The organism is Streptomyces sp. NPDC096324 (assembly GCF_044763015.1).
Taxonomy (GTDB): domain Bacteria; phylum Actinomycetota; class Actinomycetes; order Streptomycetales; family Streptomycetaceae; genus Streptomyces.
Genome location: NZ_JBIWFK010000005.1, coordinates 446,475 through 469,786 on the forward strand (window position 1 = coordinate 446,475; position 23,312 = coordinate 469,786).

The window sequence follows — 23,312 nt, forward strand, 5'->3', positions numbered from 1 at the left end:
GCTCAGCGAGGCGGACGCGCCGGGCCCCGTCGGGCCCGCTGACGTCTGAGAGCTGCCCCTGCCATGCTGCGCTTCCTCATTCGCCGGACACTCGGCGCCGCCGTCATTCTCTTCCTGCTGAGTATCGTCGCGTTCCTGCTGTTCTTCGGGATGCCGAGGGACCCGGGCCTGCTGATGTGCGGCAAGACATGCACGCCTGCCAACCTCGCGAACATCCATCACGTGCTCGGGCTCGACAAGTCGATCCCGGAGCAGTACTGGATCTTCCTGCACAACCTCGTGCTGGGCAGCAACGGCTTCGACCAGGGTCCGTGCCCCGCGCCCTGTTTCGGGTACTCGTACCACACCAATGAAGAGGTCTGGGGCACGCTGATGGACCGCCTGCCCACCACGGTGTCGCTGACGCTGGGTGCCGCGGTCTGCTTCCTCATCGTGGGTCTGGGCACCGGCATGCTGGCCGCCTGGAAGCGCGGCACGCTCGTGGACAAGACGGTGACCGCCGGCGCGATGGTGCTCAGCTCGATGCAGATCTACTTCCTCGGCCCGCTGGCGCTGGCCGCCCTGGTCTACCAGAGCCACCTCTTCGACAAGCCCGCCTACAACGACTTCACGGCGGGCCCGGTGAGCTGGTTCACCGGACTGATCATCCCCTGGGTGATCCTGTCCACGATCTTCGCCTCGCAGTACACCCGTATGGCGCGCTCGTCGATGATCGAGCAGCTCCAGGAGGAACACGTCCGCACCGCCCGCGCCAAGGGCATGTCGCGCAAGTACGTCTTCTTCCGCTACGCCTGGCGCGGATCGCTGATCCCCATCGTCACCATCTTCGGCATCGACCTCGGCTCGCTGCTGGGCGGCGCGATCATCACCGAGTACACCTTCGGACTCCCCGGCCTCGGCAAACTCGCCGTGGAATCGGTCTTCTTCAGCGACCTTCCGCTGCTGCTGGGCGTGATGCTCTTCTCCGCCGCCATGATCCTGCTGTTCAACATCATCGTGGATGCCTGCTACGCCTTCATCGACCCGCGCGTGCGGCTGTCCTAGGAGCAATCCGTGACCACTCTGACCAAGGAATCGGGCGCCGGCACCCCGGCGGACTCGGGTGCCTTCCTCTCGGTGCGCGACCTGTACGTCCGGTTCAAGACCGAGGACGGCGTCGTCAAGGCCGTCGACGGGCTCTCCTTCGACCTCGAACGGGGCAAGACCCTCGGCATCGTGGGGGAGTCGGGCTCCGGCAAGTCGGTGACCAACCTGACGATCCTCGGCCTGCACAACCCGATGTTCACCACCATCGAGGGCGAGATCGTGCTCGACGGGCAGGAGCTGATCACCGCCCGCGAGTCGGAGTTGGAGAAGGTGCGCGGCAACAAGGCCGCGATGATCTTCCAGGACCCGCTCACGGCGCTCTCCCCCTACTACACGGTGGGCCGGCAGATCGCCGAGCCGTTCTGGAAGCACACCGGCGCCTCGAAGAAGGCCGCCTGGGACCGCGCGGTGGAGATGCTCGGCAAGGTCGGCATCCCCAATCCCAAGGAACGGGCGAAGGACTATCCGCACCAGTTCTCCGGCGGTATGCGCCAGCGCGCGATGATCGCCATGGCGCTGGTCTGCGACCCCGACCTGCTGATCGCGGACGAGCCGACCACCGCGCTCGACGTCACCGTGCAGGCCCAGATCCTCGACCTCCTGAAGAACCTCCAGCAGGAGTTCGGCTCGGCCATCATCTTCATCACGCACGACCTGGGCGTCATCGCGGACATGGCCGACGACATCATGGTGATGTACGCGGGCGGGGCGGTGGAACGCGGCACGGTGAACGAAGTGCTGCGCGCGCCCCAGCACCCCTATACCTGGGGCCTGCTGAACTCGATGCCGCGACTGGACTCGGACCTCGAAACGCCGCTGGCGCCCATCCCCGGCGCGCCGCCCTCCCTGCTGAGGCCGCCGTCGGGCTGCCGGTTCCACCCCCGCTGCACCTTCCAGGGCGAGGTCGGGGGCGCGCGGTGCGTGGACGAACTCCCGCTGCTGCCGGCGGGCCGGGGAGGCGCGTGCCACCTCACGGCCGAGCAGAAGCAGACCATTTTCATCGAGCAGATCAAGCCCCGGCTGCGGTAGGGAGAACAGCGAGATGAAGGAAGACGTCGCGAAGGAAGACGTCGAGAAGGACGTCACGGCGGGCGCGGCCACGCTGCCCGCCCCGCGTGCCGCCGCCGGTGACAGTTCCGGCGAGCCGCTGCTCGTGGTCGAGAACCTGGTCAAACACTTCCCGGTCAAGGGCGGCTTCCCGATCAGGCGCACGATCGGCGCGGTGCAGGCCGTGGACGGCATCGACCTGACGGTGCACGTGGGCGAGAGCTTCGGCCTGGTGGGGGAGTCGGGTTGCGGCAAGTCCACGACCGGACGCCTGATTACCCGCCTGCTGGAGCCGACGGGCGGCACCATCTCGTACCGCGGCCAGGACATCACCCACGCCGGTCGCAGGCAACTGGCGCCGGTCCGCTCCGAGATCCAGATGATCTTCCAGGACCCCTACTCGTCGCTGAACCCGCGGCAGACCGTCGGCAAGATCATCTCCGCGCCGATGGAGATCAACGGGATCGACCCGGCGGGCGGTCGCGAGAAGCGGGTCCGTGAGCTGCTGGAGATCGTGGGGTTGAACCCCGAGCACTACAACCGCTTCCCGCACGAGTTCTCCGGCGGCCAGCGCCAGCGCATCGGCGTGGCCCGCGCGCTGGCGTCGGAGCCGAAGCTGATCGTCGCCGACGAGCCGGTCTCCGCCCTGGACGTCTCCATCCAGGCGCAGGTCGTCAACCTCCTCCAGGAGGTGCAGCGGGAACTGGGCATCGCGTTCCTGTTCATCGCCCACGACCTCGCGGTGGTACGGCACTTCTCGCAGCGCGTCGCCGTCATGTACCTCGGCAAGGTGATCGAGGTCGGCGACCGGAAGTCCATCTACACCCGGCCCCGGCACCCCTACACCCACGCCCTGCTCTCCGCGGTCCCCGAGGTCGAACTGGAGGAGTCCGACAAGCCGCCGCGGGAGCGCATCCGCCTCGCGGGCGACGTGCCGTCACCCATCTCCCCGCCCTCCGGCTGCCGGTTCCGCACCCGCTGCTGGAAGGCGCAGGACAAGTGCGCGACCGAGGAACCGCCGCTCGTCCGGATCGCGGGCAACCGTGAGGGCCATCTGACGGCGTGCCACTTCCCGGAGGAGCCGACCACCGAGGCCCGCGACGAGGACATCGTCCTAGACCCGGCCCTTGCGGCCCTGGAGGAGGCACCCGAGGCCGGCTAGGACGGCCTGCCGTACGGAGGAGGGGCCCGCGCCGACCGGCGCGGGCCCCTCTCCCTTTCGTGGACGGCGGATCGCGTGGGTGCCCGCTCCGGGGCCCGGAGGTCCGGTACCGCGCGAGGGCCCATTCGGATGCCCGGGGTCCGTTCGGACGGCCGGGGAGCGCCCGCGACGGGCGGGGGTCCGGTACCGCGCGAGGGCCCATTCGGATCCCTGAGGCCCGTTCGGACGCCCGTGGAGCGCCTGGGGCGGGTGTGGGGTCCGGTACCGCGCGCGGGCGTCCCTTCCTCGGTCGCGGGGGCTGTCACCGCTCAGCGAGCCGCCGGGTGGTCAGGCCCGGCCGGCGACCGTGATGATCTCGGGGGCGGTGGGGGCGAGCGGTCGGCGCCCCCAGTCCCCGTACTGCTCGTGCACGACCAGCCCGGCCTCGCCCAGGAACGTCCGCAAGGCGTCCGCGCCCAGGAACCGCAGCGTGCTGCGGCTGACCCTCGGCCACCCCCAGCGCGGGTGCTCGAAGGTCTCGCTGAACGTCACCCGGTCCCCGAGCACCGGCGTCTCGACCTCGTGCCACACCCGTACGGGATCCCCGTGCGCGTCGCTCACCTCGCGCGCCCGCTCGGGCCGCCACGCCTCCCACGCCCGGACGGCGGGATTGCGGGTCTCGAAGACGAACCGCCCGCCGTCGCGGAGAGCCTGCCGCACGGCGGCCAGCGCGGAGCGCACCTCCTCGTCGCCGACGAGCACCTGGAACGCGTGACCGGTCATCACGACGAGGTCGAACTCCCCCTCCCAGCGCACCGATCCGAGATCCCCGAGCACCCACTCGACGTCGGCCTGCCCGCGCGCCTGCACCAGCATGGCCGCGGCGGGATCCAGCCCGCACAGCCGCCCCTGGTGGCCGGCCTCCCGGGCATGCGCCAGCAGGCGACCCGTCCCGCATCCGACATCGAGCACGGACCGCGCGGACATCACCAGATCCAGGTAGAAGTCGTCGCTCGGACCCCAGGGATTCAGCGTGTCGTACAAGGCGGCGAGTGAGACGTCACTGAACGATCGGTCAGCCATCACAGCAGTCTCTCAGCCCCGGCGGCCGCACGAAACCACTGATCGGAAAGGAACGGGTGAGCAAGTGATGGGGAGAGAATGGCAGGTTGAAGGGACAAGGAGGGGGCCCGGGGTTCGACGGGCCCCGGCACCGCTCACGAGAATCGGGACGAGATGCTGCACCACATCGAGCTGTGGGTACCGGACCTGGGACGGGCCGTACGCTCCTGGGGCTGGCTGCTGGAGCGGCTCGGATACACGCCGTACCAGGACTGGCCGGACGGCCGGAGCTGGCGGCTGGGGGAGACCTACCTCGTCTTCGAGCAGTCCCCCGCCCTGACCGCCGACCGCCACGACCGGCTGCGCCCGGGACTGAACCACCTCGCCTTCCACGTGCCGAGCCGCGCCGAACTCGACGCCCTGGTCACGGAGGCCCCGGACCACGGCTGGACCCTCCTGTTCCCCGAAGCCCACCCCCACGCGGGCGGCCCCGCCCACTGCGCCGCCTATCTGGAGGACCCGGACGGCTTCGAGGCCGAACTCGTGGCCCGGCGCCAGGAGTAGCGGAGCGGGGGGCCGATGGGGTCGGCGGTCGCTCCGGCCGCGCGACGGGACGCGACGCGCGTATTAATCGCTCGACATCGAACGGCCCCGGCCGGGATGCTTCACCCCGATGACTTCACAGACACGTACGGACATGCCCCGAGACTGGGACGAGCGTTCCCAGTTGGCCACCTTTCTCGACTACGCCCGCGCCACCGTCCGCGCCAAGTGCGAGGACGCGTCGGCCGAGGACGCCCGCAAGGCTCCGTTGCCCGGATCGCCGCTGATGACGTTGAGCGGGCTGATCAACCATCTGCGCTGGGTCGAGTACTACTGGTTCCAGGTGGTCTTCCTGGGCGAGGAGGACGAGGGGCCCTGGACGGACGAGGACCCCGACCGCGAGATGCGTATCGCCGTCGACTTCCCGCTCGCGCGGCTTCTCGACGAGTACGAGGAACAGAGCGCCCGCTACCGCACGTTGGTGGCCGAGCACGACCTCGACACGAAGGCCGAGCGGGCGGGGCGCGACGGCACGCACGTCGACCTCCGCTGGATCGTCCTCCACCTCGTGGAGGAGACGGCCCGTCACAACGGCCACCTCGACATCCTGCGAGAACTGGCCGACGGCCGGACGGGAGACTAGACCATGGGAGAAGCACAGTTGTCGCACCCCACCATCCGTACGATCACCTTCGACTGCTCCGGTGATCCCTACGATGTCGGGCTGTTCTGGAGCCGGCTGCTCGGCCGGCCGCTCAACGACGACGACAAGCCCGGTGACCCGGAAGCGGTGATCGAGGACCCGGCCGGCGGCCCGACGCTTCTGTTCGTACGGGTCCCCGAGGGCAAGACGGTCAAGAACCGCGTCCACCTCGACCTGACCCCGCACGGCCGCACCCGCGACGCGGAGGCCGAACACGCCATCTCCCTCGGCGCCCGCCGCGTCGCGGACCACATCCGCCCCGACGGCAGCGGCTGGGTTCTCCTCGCGGACCCCGAGGGCAACGAATTCTGCATGGAGCGCGGCCCGTTGGAGATGGGCGAGGCCTGAGTGGGGAAGTTCGAAATGCCGATGGGGCCGCTCCGGCAAAGGCGCGGCCCCATCGGCATTTCCGAAACGAGAATCACGTGCGCCCGGGTCGGAAGCCGTGCGACTCGTGCGGCTGGATCAGTACTTGATGACCCAGGTCATTTTCGGCGACCAACCGCGTCCGTGGGCACCGGAAATCCTCTTGCCGCAGAGGACCTTGCCGCTGACCACCTTGAAGTACCCGCACTGCAAGGCTCCGAGGGTGGTCTGGGCATTCGGCCGCAGGCTGGAGTAGAACAACTGCGGGGCGTCGTGGGCGCTCCGGCCGTACACGGCCTTTTCCCGACCGGACTGGCCGAGACACCAGTCACCGATCACATCGCCGTAGTTGCACAGCTTGGCGGCCACGTTGCTCCACCACTGCGAGGACGTGTTCCTGCAGGTGGCCTGGGTGATCTTGTGGTTGTAGCCGTTCCACTGGAGACACTTCTTGGTGTCCTTGTTGACGATGTGGAAATAGGTTCCTGATGCCTGGGCGGGCGCCGCGGGCGACAGCAACGAAAACCCCAGTACGAGCGCGGCCAGGGCGAGCAGCGACTTCTTCATGTGTTTCACGGATTCCCCCAGATGCTCAATGCTTGGTCATGCACTGACAGCTTGATCATCCATGTCACGGGGCGACGCGGTAAAGGGAGTTGAGCAACAATTGAGGCCGTCGCTCCGGAGTCGTGAGGGAACGAGAGAAGGCCCGCACCGGGAAGTGCGGGCCTTCGTTCCCCTGGAACCGGCGTTCATGGGCTCGGGTCAATGGGCCGGGAAAGTCGGTTCCTTAAGGTGGCGGTCGACGAAAAGGGGTGTGTCAGACCGCTGCCTCGGGGTTCTTCGCGAGACGCTGGGCCGGAACGGTCTCCGTCGTCTCCGGGTAGTGGCAGGCCGTCAGGTGGCCGTCGTTGCTGCCCGAGATCTGCACCAGCGGCGGAGCCTCGGTCGCGCACTTCTCCGTCGCCTTCCAGCAGCGGGTGCGGAACCGGCAGCCCGACGGCGGGTTGAGCGGCGAGGGGACGTCACCCTTGAGCAGGATGCGCTCACGGGCCGGGACGTCGTCCGCGGTCGCCTCGGGGACGGCGGACATCAGCGCGCGGGTGTACGGGTGGCGCGGGTTCTCGTACAGGTCCTCGCGGTTGGCGATCTCGACGATCTTGCCGAGGTACATCACCGCGACACGCTGCGAGAAGTGCCGCACGATCGCGAGGTCGTGCGCGATGAACAGGAACGCGATGCCCAGGTCCCGCTGGAGTTCCTGGAGCAGGTTCACGACCTGCGCCTGGATGGAGACGTCGAGCGCCGAGACCGGCTCGTCCGCGACGATCAGCTTCGGCTCCAGGGCGAGCGCGCGGGCCACGCCGATGCGCTGGCGCTGGCCGCCGGAGAACTCGTGCGGGAAGCGGTTGTAGTGCTCGGGGTTGAGACCGACCGTCTCCAGCAGCTCACGCACGCGCTTCTCGTGGCCGCCGGGCGTCTTGATCCCGTTGATCTCCATCGGACCCGAGATGATCTTGCCGACCGTCTGCCGCGGGTTCAGCGAGGCGTACGGGTCCTGGAAGATCATCTGGATCTCGGAGCGGACCGGCGCGAGCTGCTTGCGGCCGGCGTGCGTGATGTCCTGGCCGCGGTACTTGATGGTGCCGCCGGTGGGCTCCAGCAGACGCGTGACCAGCCGGCCCGTCGTCGACTTGCCGCAGCCGGACTCGCCGACCAGACCGAGGCTCTCGCCCTCGGCGACCTGGAAGTCCAGACCGTCCACGGCCTGGACCGCGCCGATCTTCCGCTTGAAGGGGAAGCCGCCCATCACCGGGAAGTGCTTGGTCAGTCCGGTGACGTCCAGGAGGGGGTTCGTGTTGCTCATGATCGTGAAGTCCCGTCTCAGTTACGTCAGTGCGACCGCGTCGCGGCGAGGTCGGCGAAGAAGTCGCGGCGCTGGTCCGCCGTGAGGTGGCAGGCGGCGCCGCGCCCGTCCGTGACCTGGAGCGGCGGCTGCTCGGTGGAGCAGCGGCCGTCCGTGACCTTCTCCGCGAAGGTGCACCGCGGGTGGAAGCGGCAGCCCGACGGCGGGTTGAGGAGCGAGGGCGGCGAGCCGGGGATCGGCGACAGCGGCACGTCGACCGGTCCGTCGAGGCTCGGCATCGAGCCCAGCAGGCCCCAGGTGTAGGGGTGCTGCGGCGCGCGCAGCACCTCCTTCTTGGTGCCCCGCTCCACGCACCGGCCGCCGTACATCACCAGGACGTCGTCCGCGATGTCGGCGATGACGCCGAGGTCGTGGGTGATGAAGATGATGGCGGTGCCGAACTCCTGCTGGAGGTCCTTGAGCAGGTCCATGATCTGGGCCTGCACGGTGACGTCGAGCGCGGTGGTCGGCTCGTCCGCGATCAGCAGCTCGGGGTCGCAGACCAGCGCCATGGCGATCATCGCGCGCTGGCGCATACCGCCGGAGAACTGGTGCGGGTAGTCGTCCACCCGGACGTCCGGCTGCGGGATGCCGACGCGCTTGAGCATCTCGATCGCCCGCGCCCGGGCCTCCTTCTTGGAGGCGCCGGTGTGCTTGCGGTACGTCTCGCCGATCTGCCGGCCGATGGTGTGGTACGGCGACAGCGAGGCCAGCGCGTCCTGGAAGATCATCGACATCTTGTTGCCGCGCAGTCGCTCCAGCTCCCGCTCGGAGGCGGTCAGCAGCTCCTTGCCGTCCAGCAGGATCTCGCCGTCGATGGCCGTGCGCTCACGGTCGTGCAGACCGAGGATCGTCAGGTTCGTGACGGACTTGCCCGAACCCGACTCGCCCACGATGCCGAGCGTCTTGCCCTTGGCCAGGTCGAAGGTGAGACCGTCGACGGCCTTGACGACGCCGTCCTCGGTGGAGAAGTGGACCTTGAGATCCCTGACGGACAGGAAGGGCTGCTGATCGGTGCTCGTCACGGGGACGCTCCTGGGGGGTGATGCGAGGGGGTAGCTTGCGGTCGGCGGGTGGGCGGCGCGGGGGCGCCGGGGTCAGGCGAGCCGGATCCGCGGGTCGATGAAGGCGTAGACGGCGTCGACGACGATGTTGAAGAACACGATCGCCCCGGAGGCCACCAGGGTCACGGCCAGCAGCATCGGCAGGTCGTTCGCGTCGACGGCGTTCACGGCGAGCTTGCCGATGCCCTGGAGGCTGAAGACCGATTCGGTGATGATGGCGCCGCCGATGAGGGTGCCCAGGTCGATGCCGAAGATCGTGACGATCGGACCCATCGCGCCGCGCCAGGCGAACCGGAAGAACACCGAGGCCCGGGACAGGCCCTTGGCGCGCGCCGTACGCACGTAGTCCTCGCTGAGCTGTTCCACGAGCTGGGAGCGGGTCATACGGGTGTAGTTGGCCGTGAAGATGATCGACAGCGTCAGCCAGGGGAGCAGCAGGCCGCCGGCCCAGGCCGCCGGGTCGTCGGTGAACGGCGTGTACGAGGGCTGTTCGAGGATGCCGAGCTGCTGGACCAGGAAGTACATCGCGATGTAGCCGACGAAGTAGATCTGGAGCGAGGAGCCGATCAGCGAGAACGAGCTGGCGATCTTGTCGGCGGCCTTGCCCTGCTTGACCGCGGCGATCATGCCGGTGCCGACACCGATGATGAGGAAGAAGACCGCGGCGCCGAGCGCGAGGGAGAGCGTCGTCGGCATGCGGTCCATGATCGTGCCCAGGACCGGCTCGCGGTTGGTGAACGAGAAGCCGAGGCAGGGGGCGTTGCAGTTGCCGAGGCCGCCGTAGTCACGCCCGGCGAAGATGCCCACCAGCCAGTGCCAGTACTGCACCGGCAGCGGATCGGCGATCCCGAGGTTCACCCTGACCTGCTCCAACAGGTCCTTGGTGCAGACCTTGCCGCACGCCATGCGGGCAGGGTCACGCGGGATCGCGTAGAAGAGCATGAAGGTGACGGCGCTGATGATCAGCAGAATCACAAGTGCGCCGATGACACGGCGGACTAGAAAACGGAACATGTGGCGTGACTTTCCGGACGGGGCGCCGTCGCCGGGAGTGTGGGGAGTGGTGCAGGGAGGGGGGACCGGGGCGGCGGCACGGATGCCGCCGCCCCGGAGCTGGATCAGGCCTTCGCGGCGTAGACCTTGCCCAGCGCGATGCAGGTGTTGCCGGAGTCGTAGATCACGCCGCCGACCTTGGAGCCGTGGAAGTAGTTGCGGATCGGGTTGTAGTCCGGAACCACGGCGGCGAGCTGCATGATCTGCTCGTCGATGTCGCCCCACATCGTGGCGGCCTTCTTCGCGTCGGGCTCGATCGTGGCGGCGGCGATCGCCTTGTCCACGCTCGCGTCCTTGAGCTGCGGCCAGTTGACGCCACCGTCGGCGATCTGGCTGCTGTCGAAGCAGGGCTGGATGACCGCGTAACCGGCCGGCCAGTCCGGGCCCCAGCCGGCGGCGAACATGTCGTACTCGTTGTCGAGCTGACCGATCTGGCTGTAGAAGGAGGTCTTGTCGACCTGCTTCACGACCGGGGTGAAGCCCGCCTTGGTCAGCGCGGTCTTGATCGCGACGGCCTGCTTGACCGCGTTGTCCGACTGCTGCATGGCGACGACGATGGTCTGGCCCGTCTTGCCGGCGTCCTTGAGAAGGGCCTTGGCCTTCTCGGGGTCACCCATGGGCTTCGTCTTCTTCTCGTAGAGGTCGAAGTCCTTGTGACCCGGGGTGAGCGGGCTGATGATCGTGGTGGCGGTCGCCGTGGAGAGCGAGCCACCGCGGATCTGCTGGAGCTGCTTCGACGGCCACGCGAAGTTGAGCGCCTGGCGCACCTTGGCGTCGGTGATGCGCTTGGTGTTGATCGCGAAGTAGTAGCAGGTGGTGTCGACCTGCGTCAGGACGCGCTTCTTGAGCGTCGGGTCCGTCATGACCTTCTGGATGCGCTCCGGGGCGACCTCGTTGAGCAGCGACAGCGTGAACTGGTCGTTGCCCTGGTCGGCGACGTAGCGGTCCGTGGAGGCCAGCGACTGGAAGCCGAACTGGAACACGAACTTGTCCGGGTACGCGTTGCGCAGCGGGTCCGTCTCGGCGACCCAGTGCTCGTTGCGGACCAGCGTCGCGCCCTTGCCGATGCTGCGGCTCTCGATCTTGTACGGGGCGCAGGAGAGCGGGTGCTTGTCGTACTTCTCCTTGGTGTCGTGCTTCTTGGGCACGATGGAGAAGCCGCGCATGGCCACCATGAAGTTGAAGTCGGCGTGGGCCTCCTTCAGCTTGAACGTGATGGTCTTGCCGCTGATCTCGATGGAGTCGAGGTGCTTGCCGCCGTAGGGGCCCTTGTACTTGTCGCCGCCGACGAGCCAGCCCTGCGGGTAACGGGGACCCTGGGTGACGAACGAGGCGAAGAGGCGCTCGAAGGTGTGGCGCACGTCCTCGATCGTGACGTCGGCGCCGTCCTCCCACTTCACGTTGTCCTTCAGCGTGAAGGACCAGGTCTTGCCGCCGTCGGCCGCGGTGCCGGCGTCCGTGGCGAGGTCACCCACGAGGGTGGTGCCGCCCTTGGAGTCGATCTTGTAACCGGTCAGGCCGCGCAGGAACAGGACCGAGCAGGCGCCCTCGTACGAGGAGTAGAGCTGCGCCGGGTCCAGGTGGTCCCAGTCGATCTGGTCGAGGGTGTAGATCGTGCCGCCCTTGACCGCGCCGGGGACCTCGGGAGCCGCTCCGGTGGAGTCCGCCTTGGTGCCGACCAGGATCTCGGCCGCCTTGGCCTTGGCCACGGACGGAGCCTTGTTGCTGCCGGTCCCGCTGTTGCCGCTGCTGCAGGCGCTCAGCACCGTGGTGGCGCCGGCGGCCACACCGGTGGCTATGAGGAAGTTTCTGCGGGAAAAGGACATGGCTTACCTGCCTAGTGGTGGGTGAATGTGAGACGGGTAACCAGCCGGACGGCTATGACCGGTACTGGGGGTGGAAGTCAGCGCTTGGACTTCGGGTCGAGTGCGTCGCGGACCGAGTCTCCGAGCAGGTTGAAGGCGAGGACGAAGACGATCATCGAGACGCCCGGGAAGATCATGAAGGTGATGTCTTCCGTGTAGAAGCCGGCACCACGCTGGATCATGACGCCCCAGTCCGGGGTCGGGTCCTGGATACCGACGCCGAGGAAGGCGAGACCCGCTTCGGCCGTGACGTAGGCCGGCAGCATGAGGGTCGACTGGATCAGGATCGGTGTCCAGAGGTTGGGCAGGAGTTCCTTGAAGACGATGCGGCGCGAGGACGCGCCGGTCACCTTCGCGGCCTCCACGAACTCGCGCTCCCGCAGGCCGAGGACCTGACCCCGCAGCAGACGCGCGATGGAGGCCCAGCCGAAGGCGGAGAGGACGAGGATCAGGCAGGTGGCCCGCAGCCAGGTCGGGACCTCTTCGTTGAAGGGCACGAAGAGCGCGTAGACGACCGGCATGAAGGCGATGAAGAACAGCGTGGACGGGAACGACAGCAGGATGTCGATGATCCGGCCGACGAAGTAGTCCGTCTTTCCGCCGAGGTATCCCGCGGTGATGCCGATCACGACACCGACCACCGTGGTCAGCAGCGTGGCGGCGGTCGCGATCATCAGCGACGTGCGGATGCCGTACAGCAGGAACGTGAAGACGTCACGTCCGAGCTGGGGCTCGATGCCGAACCAGAAGCTGCCGTCGATGCCGCCGTTGGGCTTCACCGGGAAGGCGAAGTCGTTGAGCAGGCCGTCCGTCTCCTGGCCGTACTGCTCGTACGGGTTCTTCCCGTACAGCTTGGCTATGAGCGGCGCGCCGATCGCGATGACGAAGAAGAACACCACGATGTACGCGGAGACGACACCGGTGCGGTCGCGCTTGAAGCGCGTCCAGGCGAGTCGTCCGGGGGAGCGACTTTCCGAGCCCTTGGGGGTGGAAGACGGGACCGGGGTCTTGCCGGTCTCGTCGGTCACCTCAAGTGGGGCGGCCGCGGATGGAGTAGGGGGGGTCATGATGCTCCAGGCCCGAGGGGGTCAAGGGCTCCGCAGGGCGCTCCCTACGGGCTACGCCGGACTTTTTCAACGCAATTCATGCAAGGTCAATAAAATCTCGGTCGCCTTGGTCTTCTCTTTACTTTCTTTACCTCTGGTTGACCTGAGCGTAACTACGCGTGTAGCGCACTGTGGCCGTTCTGTGTCCGGATTCGGACCAACGGGGCGAAACGGGCAATGAGTTCGTTATCCGGACGCCGGAGTCTCGGAATGCGTACATCTCGTGCACTGGAATCAACAGTTCCGCATCGAACCGTGGAGATCTGTTGCGCGGACGGTCAAGATCGTCTGTGTGGACGGTCAAGATCATTTGACGGAGCGTCCGGAGTGCCTCCTTCCGGATGGATCGCCACTCGGAAGGGTGGGGTAAATGTGCGATCTGCCCTATATAGGAAGATATTGGGCCCTAAAGGCACACCGCACCGAGCAGGACCTCCGAGCCCGACTCGGCGCCGGCGGCACAGCGCACTCTTGAGGAGGCACTCCAATGCGTGGAGCCACGCACGCCAAATGGGCCGCATGTGCGGCGGCGGTAGTCCTGGCGGCGTCCGCCTGTGGGGGTGGAGGAGGCGGCAGCAGCGGCAGCGGCTCCGGCACCGTCAGCGCCTCCTGGGGTGACCCGCAGAACCCGCTGGAACCGGCCAACACCAATGAGGTGCAGGGCGGCAAGGTCCTCGACATGATCTTCCGCGGCCTGAAGCGGTACAACGCCAAGACCGGCGCCGCCGAGGACATGCTCGCCAAGAGCATCGATACCACCGACTCCCAGAACTTCACGATCACCGTCAAGGACGGCTGGAAGTTCAGCAACGGCGAGGCCGTCACCGCCCAGTCCTTCGTCGACGCCTGGAACTACGGCGCCAGCCTGAAGAACAACCAGAAGAACGCGTACTTCTTCGGATACATCGAGGGCTACGACAAGACGCACCCCGACACGGGCAAGCAGAGCGCCGACACCCTGTCCGGGCTCAAGGTGACCGGCACGAACACGTTCACCGTCAAGCTCACCCAGAAGTTCTCGACGTTCCCGGACACGCTCGGCTACGTGGCCTTCGCGCCGCTGCCCAAGTCGTTCTTCAGCGATCACGCCGCCTGGGTCGCGAAGCCCATCGGCAACGGCCCGTACACGATCAACAGCTACGCCAAGGGCTCCCAGATGTCCCTGACGAAGTGGGACGGCTACCCCGGTGACGACAAGGCGAAGAACGACGGTGTGACCCTCAAGGTCTACACGGACAACAACACCGCCTACAACGACCTCCTGGCCGGAAACCTCGACCTCGTCGACGACGTGCCCGCCGCCCAGCTCAAGAACGCCAAGAGCGACCTGAACGGCCGGTACATCAACACCCCGGCCGGCATCATCCAGACGCTCGCCTTCCCGTTCTACGACCCGAAGTGGAACACCAGCGGCGCCACCAAGGTCCGCCAGGGACTGTCCATGGCGATCAACCGCCAGCAGATCACCGACACCATCTTCCAGAAGACGCGGACGCCCGCGAGCGACTGGACCTCACCGGTGCTCGGCGAGAAGGGCGGCTTCCAGGAAGGCCTGTGCGGCAAGTACTGCGACTACAACCCGTCCGAGGCCAAGAAGATGGTCCAGGAGGGCGGCGGTCTGCCCGGCGGCCAGGTCAAGATCTCGTACAACGCGGACACCGGTTCCCACAAGGAATGGGTCGACGCCGTCTGCAACTCGATCAACAACGCCCTCGGCAACGACAAGGCCTGCGTCGGCAACCCGATCGGCACGTTCGCCGACTTCCGCAACCAGATCGGGCAGCACAAGATGCCCGGTCCGTTCCGGGCCGGCTGGCAGATGGACTACCCGCTGATCCAGAACTTCCTCCAGCCGCTGTACTACACGAACGCCTCGTCCAACGACGGCCAGTGGTCCAACAAGCAGTTCGACAGCCTGGTCAACCAGGCGAACGCGGAGACCGACACCGGCAAGGCCATCAAGCTCTTCCAGCAGGCCGAAGGCGTCGTGCGGGACAACATGGCCGCCATCCCGCTCTGGTACCAGAACGGAAGCGCCGGCTACTCGGACAAGGTCTCGAACGTGGCCCTGAACCAGTTCAGCGTGCCCGTCTACAACGAGATCACCGTCAACTGAGCCGCCTCGGCGGGCCCGCCACGGCGGGCCCGCTCCTCTCTCTCCGGAGCACTCATGGGACGGTACGTCATCCGGCGACTGCTGCAGATGATCCCGGTCTTCATCGGCGCCACACTGCTGATCTTCCTGATGGTGAACGTGATGGGCGACCCCATCGCGGGCCTGTGCGGTGAGCGCAAGTGCGACCCCGCCACGGCCGCCCAGCTCCGCTCGGAGTTCGGCCTCGACAAGCCCCTGTGGCAGCAGTATCTGACCTACCTCGGTCACATCTTCACCGGTGACTTCGGCACCGCGTTCAACGGACAGCCGGTCACCGAGCTGATGTCCACCGCCTTCCCGGTCACCATCCGGCTGACGCTGGTCGCGATCTTCTTCGAGATCATCATCGGCATCACGCTCGGTGTCATCACCGGTCTGCGCCGGGGCCGGCCCGTCGACACCGGGGTCCTGCTGCTCACCCTCGTGGTCATCTCCGTGCCGACCTTCGTCACCGGTCTGCTGGCGCAGCTCCTGCTCGGCGTCAAATGGGGCTGGATCAAGCCCTCGGTCTCCGCGGACGCCACCTTCGGCGAGCTGATCGTGCCCGGCCTCGTGCTGGCCTCGGTCTCCCTCGCCTACGTCACCCGGCTGACCCGGACCTCCATCGCGGAGAACAAGCGGTCCGACTACGTCCGCACGGCCGTCGCCAAGGGCCTGCCCCGGCGCCGCGTCACCATCAGGCATCTGCTGCGCAACTCGCTGATCCCGGTGGTCACGTTCATCGGCACCGACATCGGCGCGCTCATGGGCGGCGCGATCGTCACCGAGCGGATCTTCAACATCCACGGTGTCGGCTACCAGCTCTACCAGGGGATCGTGCGCCAGAACACCCAGACCGTCGTCGGCTTCGTGACGATCCTCGTCCTCATCTTCATGGTCGCCAATCTGCTCGTCGACCTTCTGTACGCCGTACTCGACCCGAGGATCCGCTATGCCTGAGCAGCCGCCGTACGAGGAAGAGGAATTCCACCACGGCCCCGAAGGTCCGCCGCCGGAGGACCTCGCCATCGCACCGACCGGCTTCGGCGGCACCATGGACCTCGGATCGAGCGAAGCGGAGACCCTGGAGAAGACGCCGGGAGGACCGGAGGGGACGGGGCCGACGGAGAAGCCGCGCTCCCTGTGGTCCGACGCCTGGCGGGACCTGCGCCGCAACCCCGTCTTCATCATCTCCGGACTCATCATCGTCTTCCTGGTCGTGATCTCGATCTGGCCCTCCCTGATCACCTCCCAGAGCCCGCTCCAGTGCGATCTCTCCAAGGCGCAGCAGGGCTCGCAGTCAGGACACCCCTTCGGCTACGACGGTCAGGGCTGCGACGTCTACACCCGGACCGTGTACGGGACCCGCGTGTCGATCAGCGTCGGTGTCCTCGCCACGATCGGGGTCGCGCTCCTCGGCTCGTTCCTCGGCGGGCTGGCCGGCTTCTACGGCGGGGTGGGCGACTCGATCCTGTCCAGGATCACCGACATCTTCTTCGCGATCCCCGTCGTGCTCGGCGGCCTGGTCCTCCTCTCCGTGGTGACCAGCAACACGATCTGGCCGGTCGTCGGGTTCATGGTGCTGCTCGGCTGGCCGCAGGTCTCCCGGATCGCGCGCGGCTCCGTCATCACCACCAAGGAGAACGACTACGTCCACGCGGCCCGCGCGCTCGGTGCCTCCAACTCCCGGATGATGCTGCGGCACATCACCCCGAACGCGGTCGCGCCGGTCATCGTCGTCGCGACCATCGCGCTCGGCACGTACATCTCGCTGGAGGCGACGCTGTCGTACCTGGGCGTGGGTCTCAAGCCCCCGACGGTGAGCTGGGGCATCGACATCTCCTCGGCCTCCGCGTACATCCGCCAGGCCCCGCACATGCTGCTGTGGCCGGCCGGCGCGCTCGCGATCACCGTGCTCGCGTTCATCATGCTCGGCGACGCGGTGCGCGACGCCCTCGACCCGAAGCTGAGGTGAGTGCCGTGCTGCTCGAAGTGCGCGATCTGCATGTGGAGTTCAGAACCCGGGACGGTGTCGCCAAGGCCGTCAACGGCGTCACGTACAGCGTCGACGAGGGCGAGACGCTCGCCGTGCTCGGCGAGTCCGGCTCCGGCAAGTCGGTGACCGCGCAGGCGGTCATGGGCATTCTCGACATCCCGCCCGGGAAGATCACCGGCGGCGAGATCCTCTTCCAGGGCAAGGACCTGCTGAAGTTCAAGGAGGAGGAGCGGCGCAAGGTGCGCGGCGCCGAGATGGCGATGATCTTCCAGGACGCGCTGTCCTCCCTGAACCCCGTCATCAGCGTCGGCGACCAGCTCGGCGAGATGTTCATCGTGCACCGCGGGATGAAGCGCAAGGAGGCCCGCGCCAAGGCGATCGAGCTGATGGAGCACGTGCGCATCCCGGGGGCCGCCGAGCGGGTGCGGGACTATCCGCACCAGTTCTCCGGCGGTATGCGCCAGCGCATCATGATCGCCATGGCGCTGGCCCTGGAACCCGCCCTGATCATCGCGGACGAACCGACCACCGCGCTCGACGTCACCGTGCAGGCCCAGGTCATGGACCTGCTGGCGGAACTCCAGCGCGAGCTGCACATGGGGCTCATCCTCATCACCCACGACCTCGGCGTGGTCGCGGACGTCGCCGACAAGATCGCGGTGATGTACGCGGGCCGGATCGTGGAGACCGCCCCGGTCCACGACATCTACAAGGCGCCCGCCCACCCCTACACCAAGGGCCTGCTGGAATCGATCCCCCGGCTCGACCAGAAGGGCCAGGAGCTCTACGCCATCAAGGGCCTGCCGCCCAACCTGATGCACATCCCGCCGGGCTGCGCCTTCAACCCGCGCTGCCCGATGGCCCAGGACATCTGCCGAACCGAGGTGCCGCCGCTCGCGGAGGTCGACGCGGACCGCCGCAGCGCCTGCTTCTTCTGGAGGGAGTGCCTCGATGACTCAAGCCGCAACTGAGCCGCTGCTGGAGGTCAGCGGACTGGTCAAGCACTTCCCGCTCACCCAGGGGATCCTGTTCAGGAAGCAGATCGGGGCCGTCAAGGCGGTCGACGGCGTCGACTTCCACCTCGACCGCGGCGAGACCCTCGGCATCGTCGGCGAGTCCGGCTGCGGCAAGTCCACCGTCGCCAAGATGCTCGTCAACCTGGAGCGGCCTACCGAGGGCGCGATCAAGTACAAGGGCGAGGACATCACCAAGTTGTCCGGCAAGGCGCTGAAGGCGGTGCGCCGCAACATCCAGATGGTGTTCCAGGACCCGTACACCTCGCTCAACCCGCGCATGACCGTCGGCGACATCATCGGGGAGCCGTACGACATCCACCCCGAGGTGGCGCCGAAGGGCGACCGGCGGCGCAGGGTCCAGGAGCTGCTGGACGTGGTCGGGCTCAACCCGGAGTACATCAACCGCTATCCGCACCAGTTCTCCGGCGGCCAGCGCCAGCGCATCGGCATCGCGCGGGGCCTGGCGCTGCGGCCCGAGATCATCGTCGCCGACGAGCCGGTCTCCGCGCTCGACGTCTCCGTGCAGGCGCAGGTGATCAACCTGCTGGACCGGCTCCAGGCCGAGTTCGAGCTCAGCTACGTCTTCATCGCGCACGACCTGTCGATCGTGCGGCACATCTCCGACCGCGTCGGGGTGATGTATCTCGGGCGGATCGTGGAGACCGGCAAGGACGTCGAGATCTACGACCATCCGACGCACCCCTACACCCAGGCGCTGCTGTCCGCGGTGCCCGTGCCGGACCCGGAGGCCCGGGAGCACCGGGAGCGGATCATCCTTCACGGGGACGTGCCCTCGCCCGCGAAGATCCCGTCCGGCTGCCGGTTCCGCACGCGCTGCTGGAAGGCGCAGGAACGCTGCACGCTGGAGGTGCCGCTGCTCGCGGTGCCGGCCGAGTTCCGGCTCGCCGAGGGACCCGCCGCCCACGACTCGGCCTGTCACTTCGCGGAGGAGAAGCGGGTCGTGCCGCCCGAGGAGCCGTCCGACGGAACGCCATAGCGGCACAAACGTGAGCAAACTTCGTTAACACGCAGGCAACTTGACGGAAGCGGTACCGATATACGGACGCGTCAAGGTGAACACCGTACGGCCGTGCGGGTGCCGTGAACGAGCCGGGGTGTCGCCATGTCACCCCGGCTCGTACTTTTCGCCCGAACCGGCGCCGCTCTCGCGGAGGTGGCCGGTGCGTCGTCGTGGGTCCTCGATCGATGCTTGCGGTGCCCGGTGGTGTGCCGGTGCTCAGTTCAGGCCGAGGGCGCGTCGCAGGAAGTCCACCTGGAGCAGGAGCAGGTTCTCGGCGACCGTCTCCTGCGGGGTCATGTGGGTGACCCCCGACAGGGGCAGGACCTCGTGGGGGCGGCCGGCGGCGAGCAGGGCCGAGGAGAGCCGGAGGGCGTGCGCCACCACCACGTTGTCGTCCGCGAGGCCGTGCACGATCATCAGCGGCCGGTGCGTGTCCGCGGGCTCGGCCAGACCCTCGTCGGTGACCAGCGAACTCTTCGCGTACGCCGCCGGGTTCGTCGCCGGGTCGCCGAGATAGCGCTCGGTGTAGTGCGTGTCGTACAGCCGCCAGTCGGCGACCGGGGCGCCCGCGATGCCCGCGTGGAAGACGTCGGGGCGGCGCAGCACGGCGAGCCCCGCGAGCCAGCCGCCGTAGGACCAGCCGCGGATCGCGACCCGGGACAGGTCGAGCGGGAACCGCTCGGCGAGACCGTGCAGCGCCTCCACCTGGTCGTCGAGGGAGAGCGTCAGGTCGTCGCGGATCGCCTTCTCCCAGGCGGGGGAGCGCCCCGGGGTGCCGCGCCCGTCGGCGACGACCACCGCGAAGCCCTGGTCGGCGAACCACTGCGAGGTGAGGTGCGCGTTGTGCGCGGCCAGCACCCGGGGGCCGTGCGGACCGCCGTAGGGGTCCAGGAGGACGGGCAGGGGAGTGTCACCGTCGTAGTCGGTAGGCATAAGCACGGCGCATGGGATTTTCTGTGCGCCCCCCTGTGTGAGTGTCACGCGCGGGGACAAACCGGGATCTTCGGCGTACGAGGAGATGGTCGCCGTCTTCTTCCCCTCGCGCAGCACCTGCACCTGGGCGCCCGGCTGGTCGAGCACCGACGACACGAGCACGGTCACGCCCCCGGCGCGTACGGCCGAGTGCACGCCGGGCTCCTGCGAGACGCGCTCCAGGCCGAGTTCGTTCACCCGGTACACATGCACTTCACCCGTTTCGGGGGAACTCGCCCCCTCGCCCGCCGAGGCCGCGACCAGCACGTCGTCGGCCGAGATGTCGAGCACCGCCCTGACGTGCAACTGGGCTCCGGTCAGCGGACGTTCGCCGAACGCCAGGACCCGCGCGCCGCCCTCGTCGGCGATCCGGACGAGCTGTCCGCCGGGGCTCCAGCACGGCACTCCAGGGAAAAGATCAAGCCAAGTTGGATCTTCGTCCGCGTGCACCATCCGGGTCGTCCCGGAATCCGGGTCCACGGCCAGGAAGAGCTGGCTGCGCTGGTCCCTCGCCTGCACCAGAAGCAGCGGCGCGCCCGCGGCTGACCAGTGCGCATGCGCCAGATACGGATAGCGCGCCCGGTCCCAGGTCACCTCGGTGCGCACCCCGTCGAGCCCGAACACGAAGAGCCGCACCTCGGCGTTGGGGCTGCCCGCCACCGGATAGGCGACCCGCTGAGGATCGGCTTCCGGGTGCGCCGGATCGGAGATCCACCAGCGCTGTACGGGCGTGTCGTCGACCCGGGCGACGAGCAGCCGGTCTCCTTCGGGTGACCACCAGAAGCCGCGCGAACGCCCCATCTCCTCGGCCGCGATGAACTCGGCCAGTCCATAGGAAACCGTCCCGGGACCTCCGGCCGACTCCGGCTCCGCGACGGCCCGGTCGCCCTCACCCTCGGCCCCGACGACGCGCAGGGCGCCCCCGGACACGTACGCCACGAGCGTGCCGTCCGGGGAGGGGCGCGGGTCGATCACCGGCCCGGGGACGCGGAGTTCACGCGCCGTGCCGGCCCGCAGCTCCGCCGTGAACAGCCGCCCTGACAAGGTGAAAGAGGCCAACTCGGCGGCTGTGTCGGTGGCATATCCGACGATGCCCGCGCCGCCCTCGCGGCTGCGCTCGCGGCGCGCCCGCTCCTCGGCGGACAGGTGCTCGGCGGCGCCCCCGAGCAGGGCCGCGGGGTCGGCCACGACCCGCTCACGGCCCTCCGGCACGTCGAGGACCCACAGGTGGTTCGCCCGCTCCGTACCGGAGGGGGACCGCAGGAACACCACACGGGAACCGTCGGGGGACACGGTGAACGCGCGCGGCGCGCCGGAGGTGAACCGCTGGGTGCGGGCGTACCGGCGCGGGAAGGAGAGAGGCTCGTTCGTCATGCGTCGACCATATTGGCCATGCGCCCCCTTGTGCGGCCGTGCGCCGATCGATGCGCGCGTACGGATAGTTATGATCACTAGCGCTGTGTGGGTAGGAACCTGCTGCCCGCTGTTTGGATGTACCGACCCTCGTGTCCGACCCCGTACCGGACCCCAAGTCCCCGGGAACTTTGGAGGTGAGCCGCCGTGGCACTCTCGATTTCGGCGGTGGTGCTGCTGGCGATCATCGTCTTTCTTCTGATCAAGAAGTCAGGACTGAAAGGCGGGCACGCGGTCGTCTGCATGCTGCTCGGCTTCTATCTCGCCTCCTCGACCATCGCGCCCACGATCAGCGATCTGACCACGAACATCGCGGGCATGATCGGCAGCATCAAGTTCTGATCCGCCCCGGGGCCGCCGGCGGGGAGAGTGTCCGGCTCCCGCTCCCCGCCTGCCCCGTCCGGTCCGCTCGAAACGGACCGGTCCGCGCCGCCGGACGGCGGGGGACCCGGGCCTCGTAGGGTGGCTTCCATGACGGAACTGCCCGACCGGCGTCTGCTCCTGGTGCACGCGCACCCGGACGACGAGTCGATCAACAACGGCGCGACCATGGCCCGGTACGCGGCCGAGGGCGCCCAGGTGACGCTGGTGACCTGCACCCTCGGCGAGGAGGGCGAGGTCATCCCGCCCGAACTCGCCCATCTCGCCCCCGACCGCGAAGGCGGACTCGGTCCCTACCGGACCGGTGAGCTGAGCGCGGCCATGAAGGAACTGGGCGTCACCGACCACCGGTTCCTGGGCGGACCCGGACGGTTCCGCGACTCCGGGATGATGGGCGCCGAGCAGAACCACCGCCCCGGCGCCTTCTGGGCCGCGGACGTCGACGACGCCGCGGACCATCTCGTGGAGGTGATCCGCGAGGTGCGCCCCCAGGTGCTCGTCACCTATGACCCCGACGGCGGCTACGGACACCCCGACCACATCCAGGCCCACCGCGTGGCCGTGCGCGCCGCGGAGCTCGCCGCGGATCCCGCCCACCGCCCCGACCTCGGCGGCGCGTGGCGGATCGCCAAGACCTACTGGAACCGGGTGCCGCGCCAGGTCGCCGAGGAGGCGTTCGCCCGCCTGCGCGAGGCCCTGCCCGGGCTGCCGTTCGGCCGGAGCGCCGCCGTCGACGACGTACCGGGCGTGGTCGACGAGGCGAGAGTCACCACCGAGATCGACGGCACCGCGTACGCCGCGGCCAAGGCCGCCGCGATGCGGGCGCACGCCACCCAGATCACCGTGGACGGCCCCTGGTTCGTCCTCTCGAACGAGCTGGCCCAGCCGCTCTTCACCACCGAGTACTACGAACTGGCAGGCGCCCCGCGCCCCGCGGCGCGCGAGCGAGACCTCTTCGAGGGAACCGGCACGACCGGGCGAGGGACGGATCCGCGATGAGCTCGAACGGACAGCGCGGCGGGGGAAGCATGCTCGCCCAGCCGATGAAGCCGCCCTCGGGCGGGCGGATCGCCGCCTACCTGGGGCTCTTCCTGCTCGGCGCCGTGGTGGGCGTCGCCGGAGCGCTGGTGCAGCCGGGCTGGTTCCCGTTCGGGCTGCTGCTCGCCCTGGCGGGCGCCGCCGGACTCTTCCTGGGCGGCGCGCGGGCGGCGGGCACCCGGGCCGGAGCCGTCGCCCCCGCGGCGGGCTGGATGGTCGCCGTCGTCCTGCTCACCGCCAGCCGACCGGAAGGGGACTTCCTCTTCGGCGCGGGAGTCGTCTCGTATCTCTTCCTGCTCGGAGGCATGGCCGTGGCTGTGATGTGCGCCACTCTCGGTCAAGGGCGGCAACCAGGCACTTCCGGTGCCCGACTTGGCAAGTGACGTACCACTTCGCCTC

At 68.3% G+C, this 23,312-nt stretch carries 22 protein-coding genes; 14 read left to right on the forward strand and 8 right to left on the reverse strand.

Annotation, left to right across the window (positions count from 1 at the left end; translation table 11 throughout):
- Window positions 1–63: 63 nt before the first annotated feature.
- Genes ACIQ7M_RS16070 through ACIQ7M_RS16080 form a run of 3 tightly spaced genes read left to right on the forward strand, consistent with a single transcriptional unit; the run spans window position 64 to window position 3,295 of the window.
- Window positions 64–1,044 (forward strand): ABC transporter permease, encoded by a 981-nt coding sequence (locus ACIQ7M_RS16070; RefSeq protein WP_355760570.1) that lies wholly within the window; start codon window positions 64–66, stop codon window positions 1,042–1,044.
- Between the two features lie 9 nt (window positions 1,045–1,053).
- Complete coding sequence (locus ACIQ7M_RS16075) at window positions 1,054–2,115, forward strand: ABC transporter ATP-binding protein (protein WP_403644211.1); 1,062 nt, start codon at window positions 1,054–1,056, stop codon at window positions 2,113–2,115.
- 13 nt (window positions 2,116–2,128) lie between these two features.
- Window positions 2,129–3,295 (forward strand): ABC transporter ATP-binding protein, encoded by a 1,167-nt coding sequence (locus ACIQ7M_RS16080; RefSeq protein ID WP_403644214.1) that lies wholly within the window; start codon window positions 2,129–2,131, stop codon window positions 3,293–3,295.
- 327 nt (window positions 3,296–3,622) lie between these two features.
- Here the strand turns inward: ACIQ7M_RS16080 and ACIQ7M_RS16085 are convergent, their stop codons facing one another.
- Complete coding sequence (locus tag ACIQ7M_RS16085) at window positions 3,623–4,357, reverse strand: class I SAM-dependent DNA methyltransferase (protein WP_403644217.1); 735 nt, start codon at window positions 4,355–4,357, stop codon at window positions 3,623–3,625.
- Between the two features lie 153 nt (window positions 4,358–4,510).
- Here ACIQ7M_RS16085 and ACIQ7M_RS16090 point away from each other — a divergent pair, with 153 nt between their 5' ends.
- From ACIQ7M_RS16090 to ACIQ7M_RS16100, 3 genes are all read left to right on the forward strand, one after another.
- Window positions 4,511–4,900 carry a VOC family protein gene (locus tag ACIQ7M_RS16090; RefSeq protein ID WP_403644220.1) on the forward strand — a complete coding sequence of 130 codons (390 nt, stop codon included), beginning with the start codon at window positions 4,511–4,513 and terminating at the stop codon, window positions 4,898–4,900.
- A 109-nt stretch (window positions 4,901–5,009) separates the two neighbouring features.
- Window positions 5,010–5,522, forward strand: a complete 513-nt coding sequence (locus ACIQ7M_RS16095) for a DinB family protein (RefSeq protein ID WP_403644223.1) — start codon at window positions 5,010–5,012, stop codon at window positions 5,520–5,522.
- A 3-nt stretch (window positions 5,523–5,525) separates the two neighbouring features.
- Window positions 5,526–5,930 (forward strand): VOC family protein, encoded by a 405-nt coding sequence (locus tag ACIQ7M_RS16100; protein ID WP_403644227.1) that lies wholly within the window; start codon window positions 5,526–5,528, stop codon window positions 5,928–5,930.
- A 117-nt stretch (window positions 5,931–6,047) separates the two neighbouring features.
- Here the strand turns inward: ACIQ7M_RS16100 and ACIQ7M_RS16105 are convergent, their stop codons facing one another.
- The 6 genes from ACIQ7M_RS16105 to ACIQ7M_RS16130 form a co-directional block, all read right to left on the reverse strand.
- On the reverse strand, window positions 6,048–6,524 hold the full coding sequence (locus ACIQ7M_RS16105) for a hypothetical protein (protein WP_355765543.1): 477 nt from the start codon (window positions 6,522–6,524) through the stop codon (window positions 6,048–6,050).
- Window positions 6,525–6,768: 244 nt separating this feature from the next.
- Window positions 6,769–7,815: an ABC transporter ATP-binding protein gene (locus ACIQ7M_RS16110; protein ID WP_403644230.1), complete on the reverse strand. Its 1,047-nt coding sequence runs from the start codon at window positions 7,813–7,815 to the stop codon at window positions 6,769–6,771.
- 26 nt (window positions 7,816–7,841) lie between these two features.
- Window positions 7,842–8,879, reverse strand: coding sequence for an ABC transporter ATP-binding protein (locus tag ACIQ7M_RS16115; RefSeq protein ID WP_355765549.1), 1,038 nt, complete (start codon window positions 8,877–8,879; stop codon window positions 7,842–7,844).
- A gap of 72 nt (window positions 8,880–8,951) precedes the next feature.
- Window positions 8,952–9,932, reverse strand: a complete 981-nt coding sequence (locus ACIQ7M_RS16120; protein WP_355765552.1) for an ABC transporter permease — start codon at window positions 9,930–9,932, stop codon at window positions 8,952–8,954.
- Between the two features lie 104 nt (window positions 9,933–10,036).
- Complete coding sequence (locus tag ACIQ7M_RS16125) at window positions 10,037–11,797, reverse strand: ABC transporter substrate-binding protein (RefSeq protein ID WP_403644234.1); 1,761 nt, start codon at window positions 11,795–11,797, stop codon at window positions 10,037–10,039.
- 77 nt (window positions 11,798–11,874) lie between these two features.
- A complete protein-coding gene (locus ACIQ7M_RS16130; RefSeq protein WP_403644237.1) occupies window positions 11,875–12,864 on the reverse strand; it encodes an ABC transporter permease in 990 nt (329 codons plus the stop codon).
- Window positions 12,865–13,429: 565 nt separating this feature from the next.
- On the opposite strand from ACIQ7M_RS16130, the gene ACIQ7M_RS16135 reads away from it, so the two are divergent.
- The 5 genes from ACIQ7M_RS16135 to ACIQ7M_RS16155 are packed head-to-tail and all read left to right on the forward strand — an operon-like array spanning window position 13,430 to window position 19,085.
- Window positions 13,430–15,058 carry an ABC transporter substrate-binding protein gene (locus ACIQ7M_RS16135; RefSeq protein WP_403644240.1) on the forward strand — a complete coding sequence of 543 codons (1,629 nt, stop codon included), beginning with the start codon at window positions 13,430–13,432 and terminating at the stop codon, window positions 15,056–15,058.
- A gap of 54 nt (window positions 15,059–15,112) precedes the next feature.
- Complete coding sequence (locus ACIQ7M_RS16140; RefSeq protein WP_355765563.1) at window positions 15,113–16,036, forward strand: ABC transporter permease; 924 nt, start codon at window positions 15,113–15,115, stop codon at window positions 16,034–16,036.
- Window positions 16,029–17,051: an ABC transporter permease gene (locus tag ACIQ7M_RS16145; protein WP_389846013.1), complete on the forward strand. Its 1,023-nt coding sequence runs from the start codon at window positions 16,029–16,031 to the stop codon at window positions 17,049–17,051. The genes ACIQ7M_RS16140 and ACIQ7M_RS16145 overlap by 8 nt, the downstream gene beginning before the upstream one ends.
- Window positions 17,052–17,056: 5 nt before the next feature.
- Window positions 17,057–18,043 (forward strand): ABC transporter ATP-binding protein, encoded by a 987-nt coding sequence (locus ACIQ7M_RS16150; protein WP_355765566.1) that lies wholly within the window; start codon window positions 17,057–17,059, stop codon window positions 18,041–18,043.
- The gene (locus ACIQ7M_RS16155; protein ID WP_355765569.1) at window positions 18,024–19,085 is read left to right on the forward strand and encodes a dipeptide ABC transporter ATP-binding protein; all 1,062 of its coding nucleotides are present in this window, start codon (window positions 18,024–18,026) and stop codon (window positions 19,083–19,085) included. Before ACIQ7M_RS16150 ends, ACIQ7M_RS16155 begins: the two co-directional genes overlap by 20 nt.
- A gap of 240 nt (window positions 19,086–19,325) precedes the next feature.
- On the opposite strand, the gene ACIQ7M_RS16160 is transcribed toward ACIQ7M_RS16155, so the two are convergent.
- Window positions 19,326–21,455 (reverse strand): prolyl oligopeptidase family serine peptidase, encoded by a 2,130-nt coding sequence (locus tag ACIQ7M_RS16160; RefSeq protein ID WP_403644245.1) that lies wholly within the window; start codon window positions 21,453–21,455, stop codon window positions 19,326–19,328.
- 186 nt (window positions 21,456–21,641) lie between these two features.
- Here ACIQ7M_RS16160 and ACIQ7M_RS16165 point away from each other — a divergent pair, with 186 nt between their 5' ends.
- The 3 genes from ACIQ7M_RS16165 (at window position 21,642) to ACIQ7M_RS16175 (ending at window position 23,296) form a co-directional block, all read left to right on the forward strand.
- Window positions 21,642–21,836, forward strand: a complete 195-nt coding sequence (locus tag ACIQ7M_RS16165) for a hypothetical protein (protein ID WP_037620693.1) — start codon at window positions 21,642–21,644, stop codon at window positions 21,834–21,836.
- Between the two features lie 129 nt (window positions 21,837–21,965).
- Entirely contained in the window at window positions 21,966–22,874 is a 909-nt protein-coding gene (gene mshB / locus ACIQ7M_RS16170; protein WP_403644248.1) for an N-acetyl-1-D-myo-inositol-2-amino-2-deoxy-alpha-D-glucopyranoside deacetylase, read from the forward strand.
- Window positions 22,871–23,296: a DUF6113 family protein gene (locus ACIQ7M_RS16175; protein WP_355765575.1), complete on the forward strand. Its 426-nt coding sequence runs from the start codon at window positions 22,871–22,873 to the stop codon at window positions 23,294–23,296. Before mshB ends, ACIQ7M_RS16175 begins: the two co-directional genes overlap by 4 nt.
- Window positions 23,297–23,312 lie beyond the last annotated feature (16 nt).

Bases quoted from the DNA above. Each gene is read 5' to 3' on its own strand.
- ACIQ7M_RS16070 (WP_355760570.1), top strand. From the start codon at position 64: ATGCTGCGCTTCCTCATTCGCCGGACACTCGGCGCCGCCGTCATTCTC.
- ACIQ7M_RS16080 (WP_403644214.1), top strand. From the start codon at position 2,129: ATGAAGGAAGACGTCGCGAAGGAAGACGTCGAGAAGGACGTCACGGCG.
- ACIQ7M_RS16085 (WP_403644217.1), bottom strand. From the start codon at position 4,357: ATGGCTGACCGATCGTTCAGTGACGTCTCACTCGCCGCCTTGTACGAC.
- ACIQ7M_RS16090 (WP_403644220.1), top strand. From the start codon at position 4,511: ATGCTGCACCACATCGAGCTGTGGGTACCGGACCTGGGACGGGCCGTA.
- ACIQ7M_RS16095 (WP_403644223.1), top strand. From the start codon at position 5,010: ATGACTTCACAGACACGTACGGACATGCCCCGAGACTGGGACGAGCGT.
- ACIQ7M_RS16100 (WP_403644227.1), top strand. From the start codon at position 5,526: ATGGGAGAAGCACAGTTGTCGCACCCCACCATCCGTACGATCACCTTC.
- ACIQ7M_RS16110 (WP_403644230.1), bottom strand. From the start codon at position 7,815: ATGAGCAACACGAACCCCCTCCTGGACGTCACCGGACTGACCAAGCAC.
- ACIQ7M_RS16120 (WP_355765552.1), bottom strand. From the start codon at position 9,932: ATGTTCCGTTTTCTAGTCCGCCGTGTCATCGGCGCACTTGTGATTCTG.
- ACIQ7M_RS16125 (WP_403644234.1), bottom strand. From the start codon at position 11,797: ATGTCCTTTTCCCGCAGAAACTTCCTCATAGCCACCGGTGTGGCCGCC.
- ACIQ7M_RS16135 (WP_403644240.1), top strand. From the start codon at position 13,430: ATGCGTGGAGCCACGCACGCCAAATGGGCCGCATGTGCGGCGGCGGTA.
- ACIQ7M_RS16140 (WP_355765563.1), top strand. From the start codon at position 15,113: ATGGGACGGTACGTCATCCGGCGACTGCTGCAGATGATCCCGGTCTTC.
- ACIQ7M_RS16145 (WP_389846013.1), top strand. From the start codon at position 16,029: ATGCCTGAGCAGCCGCCGTACGAGGAAGAGGAATTCCACCACGGCCCC.
- ACIQ7M_RS16155 (WP_355765569.1), top strand. From the start codon at position 18,024: ATGACTCAAGCCGCAACTGAGCCGCTGCTGGAGGTCAGCGGACTGGTC.
- ACIQ7M_RS16160 (WP_403644245.1), bottom strand. From the start codon at position 21,455: ATGACGAACGAGCCTCTCTCCTTCCCGCGCCGGTACGCCCGCACCCAG.
- mshB (WP_403644248.1), top strand. From the start codon at position 21,966: ATGACGGAACTGCCCGACCGGCGTCTGCTCCTGGTGCACGCGCACCCG.
- ACIQ7M_RS16175 (WP_355765575.1), top strand. From the start codon at position 22,871: ATGAGCTCGAACGGACAGCGCGGCGGGGGAAGCATGCTCGCCCAGCCG.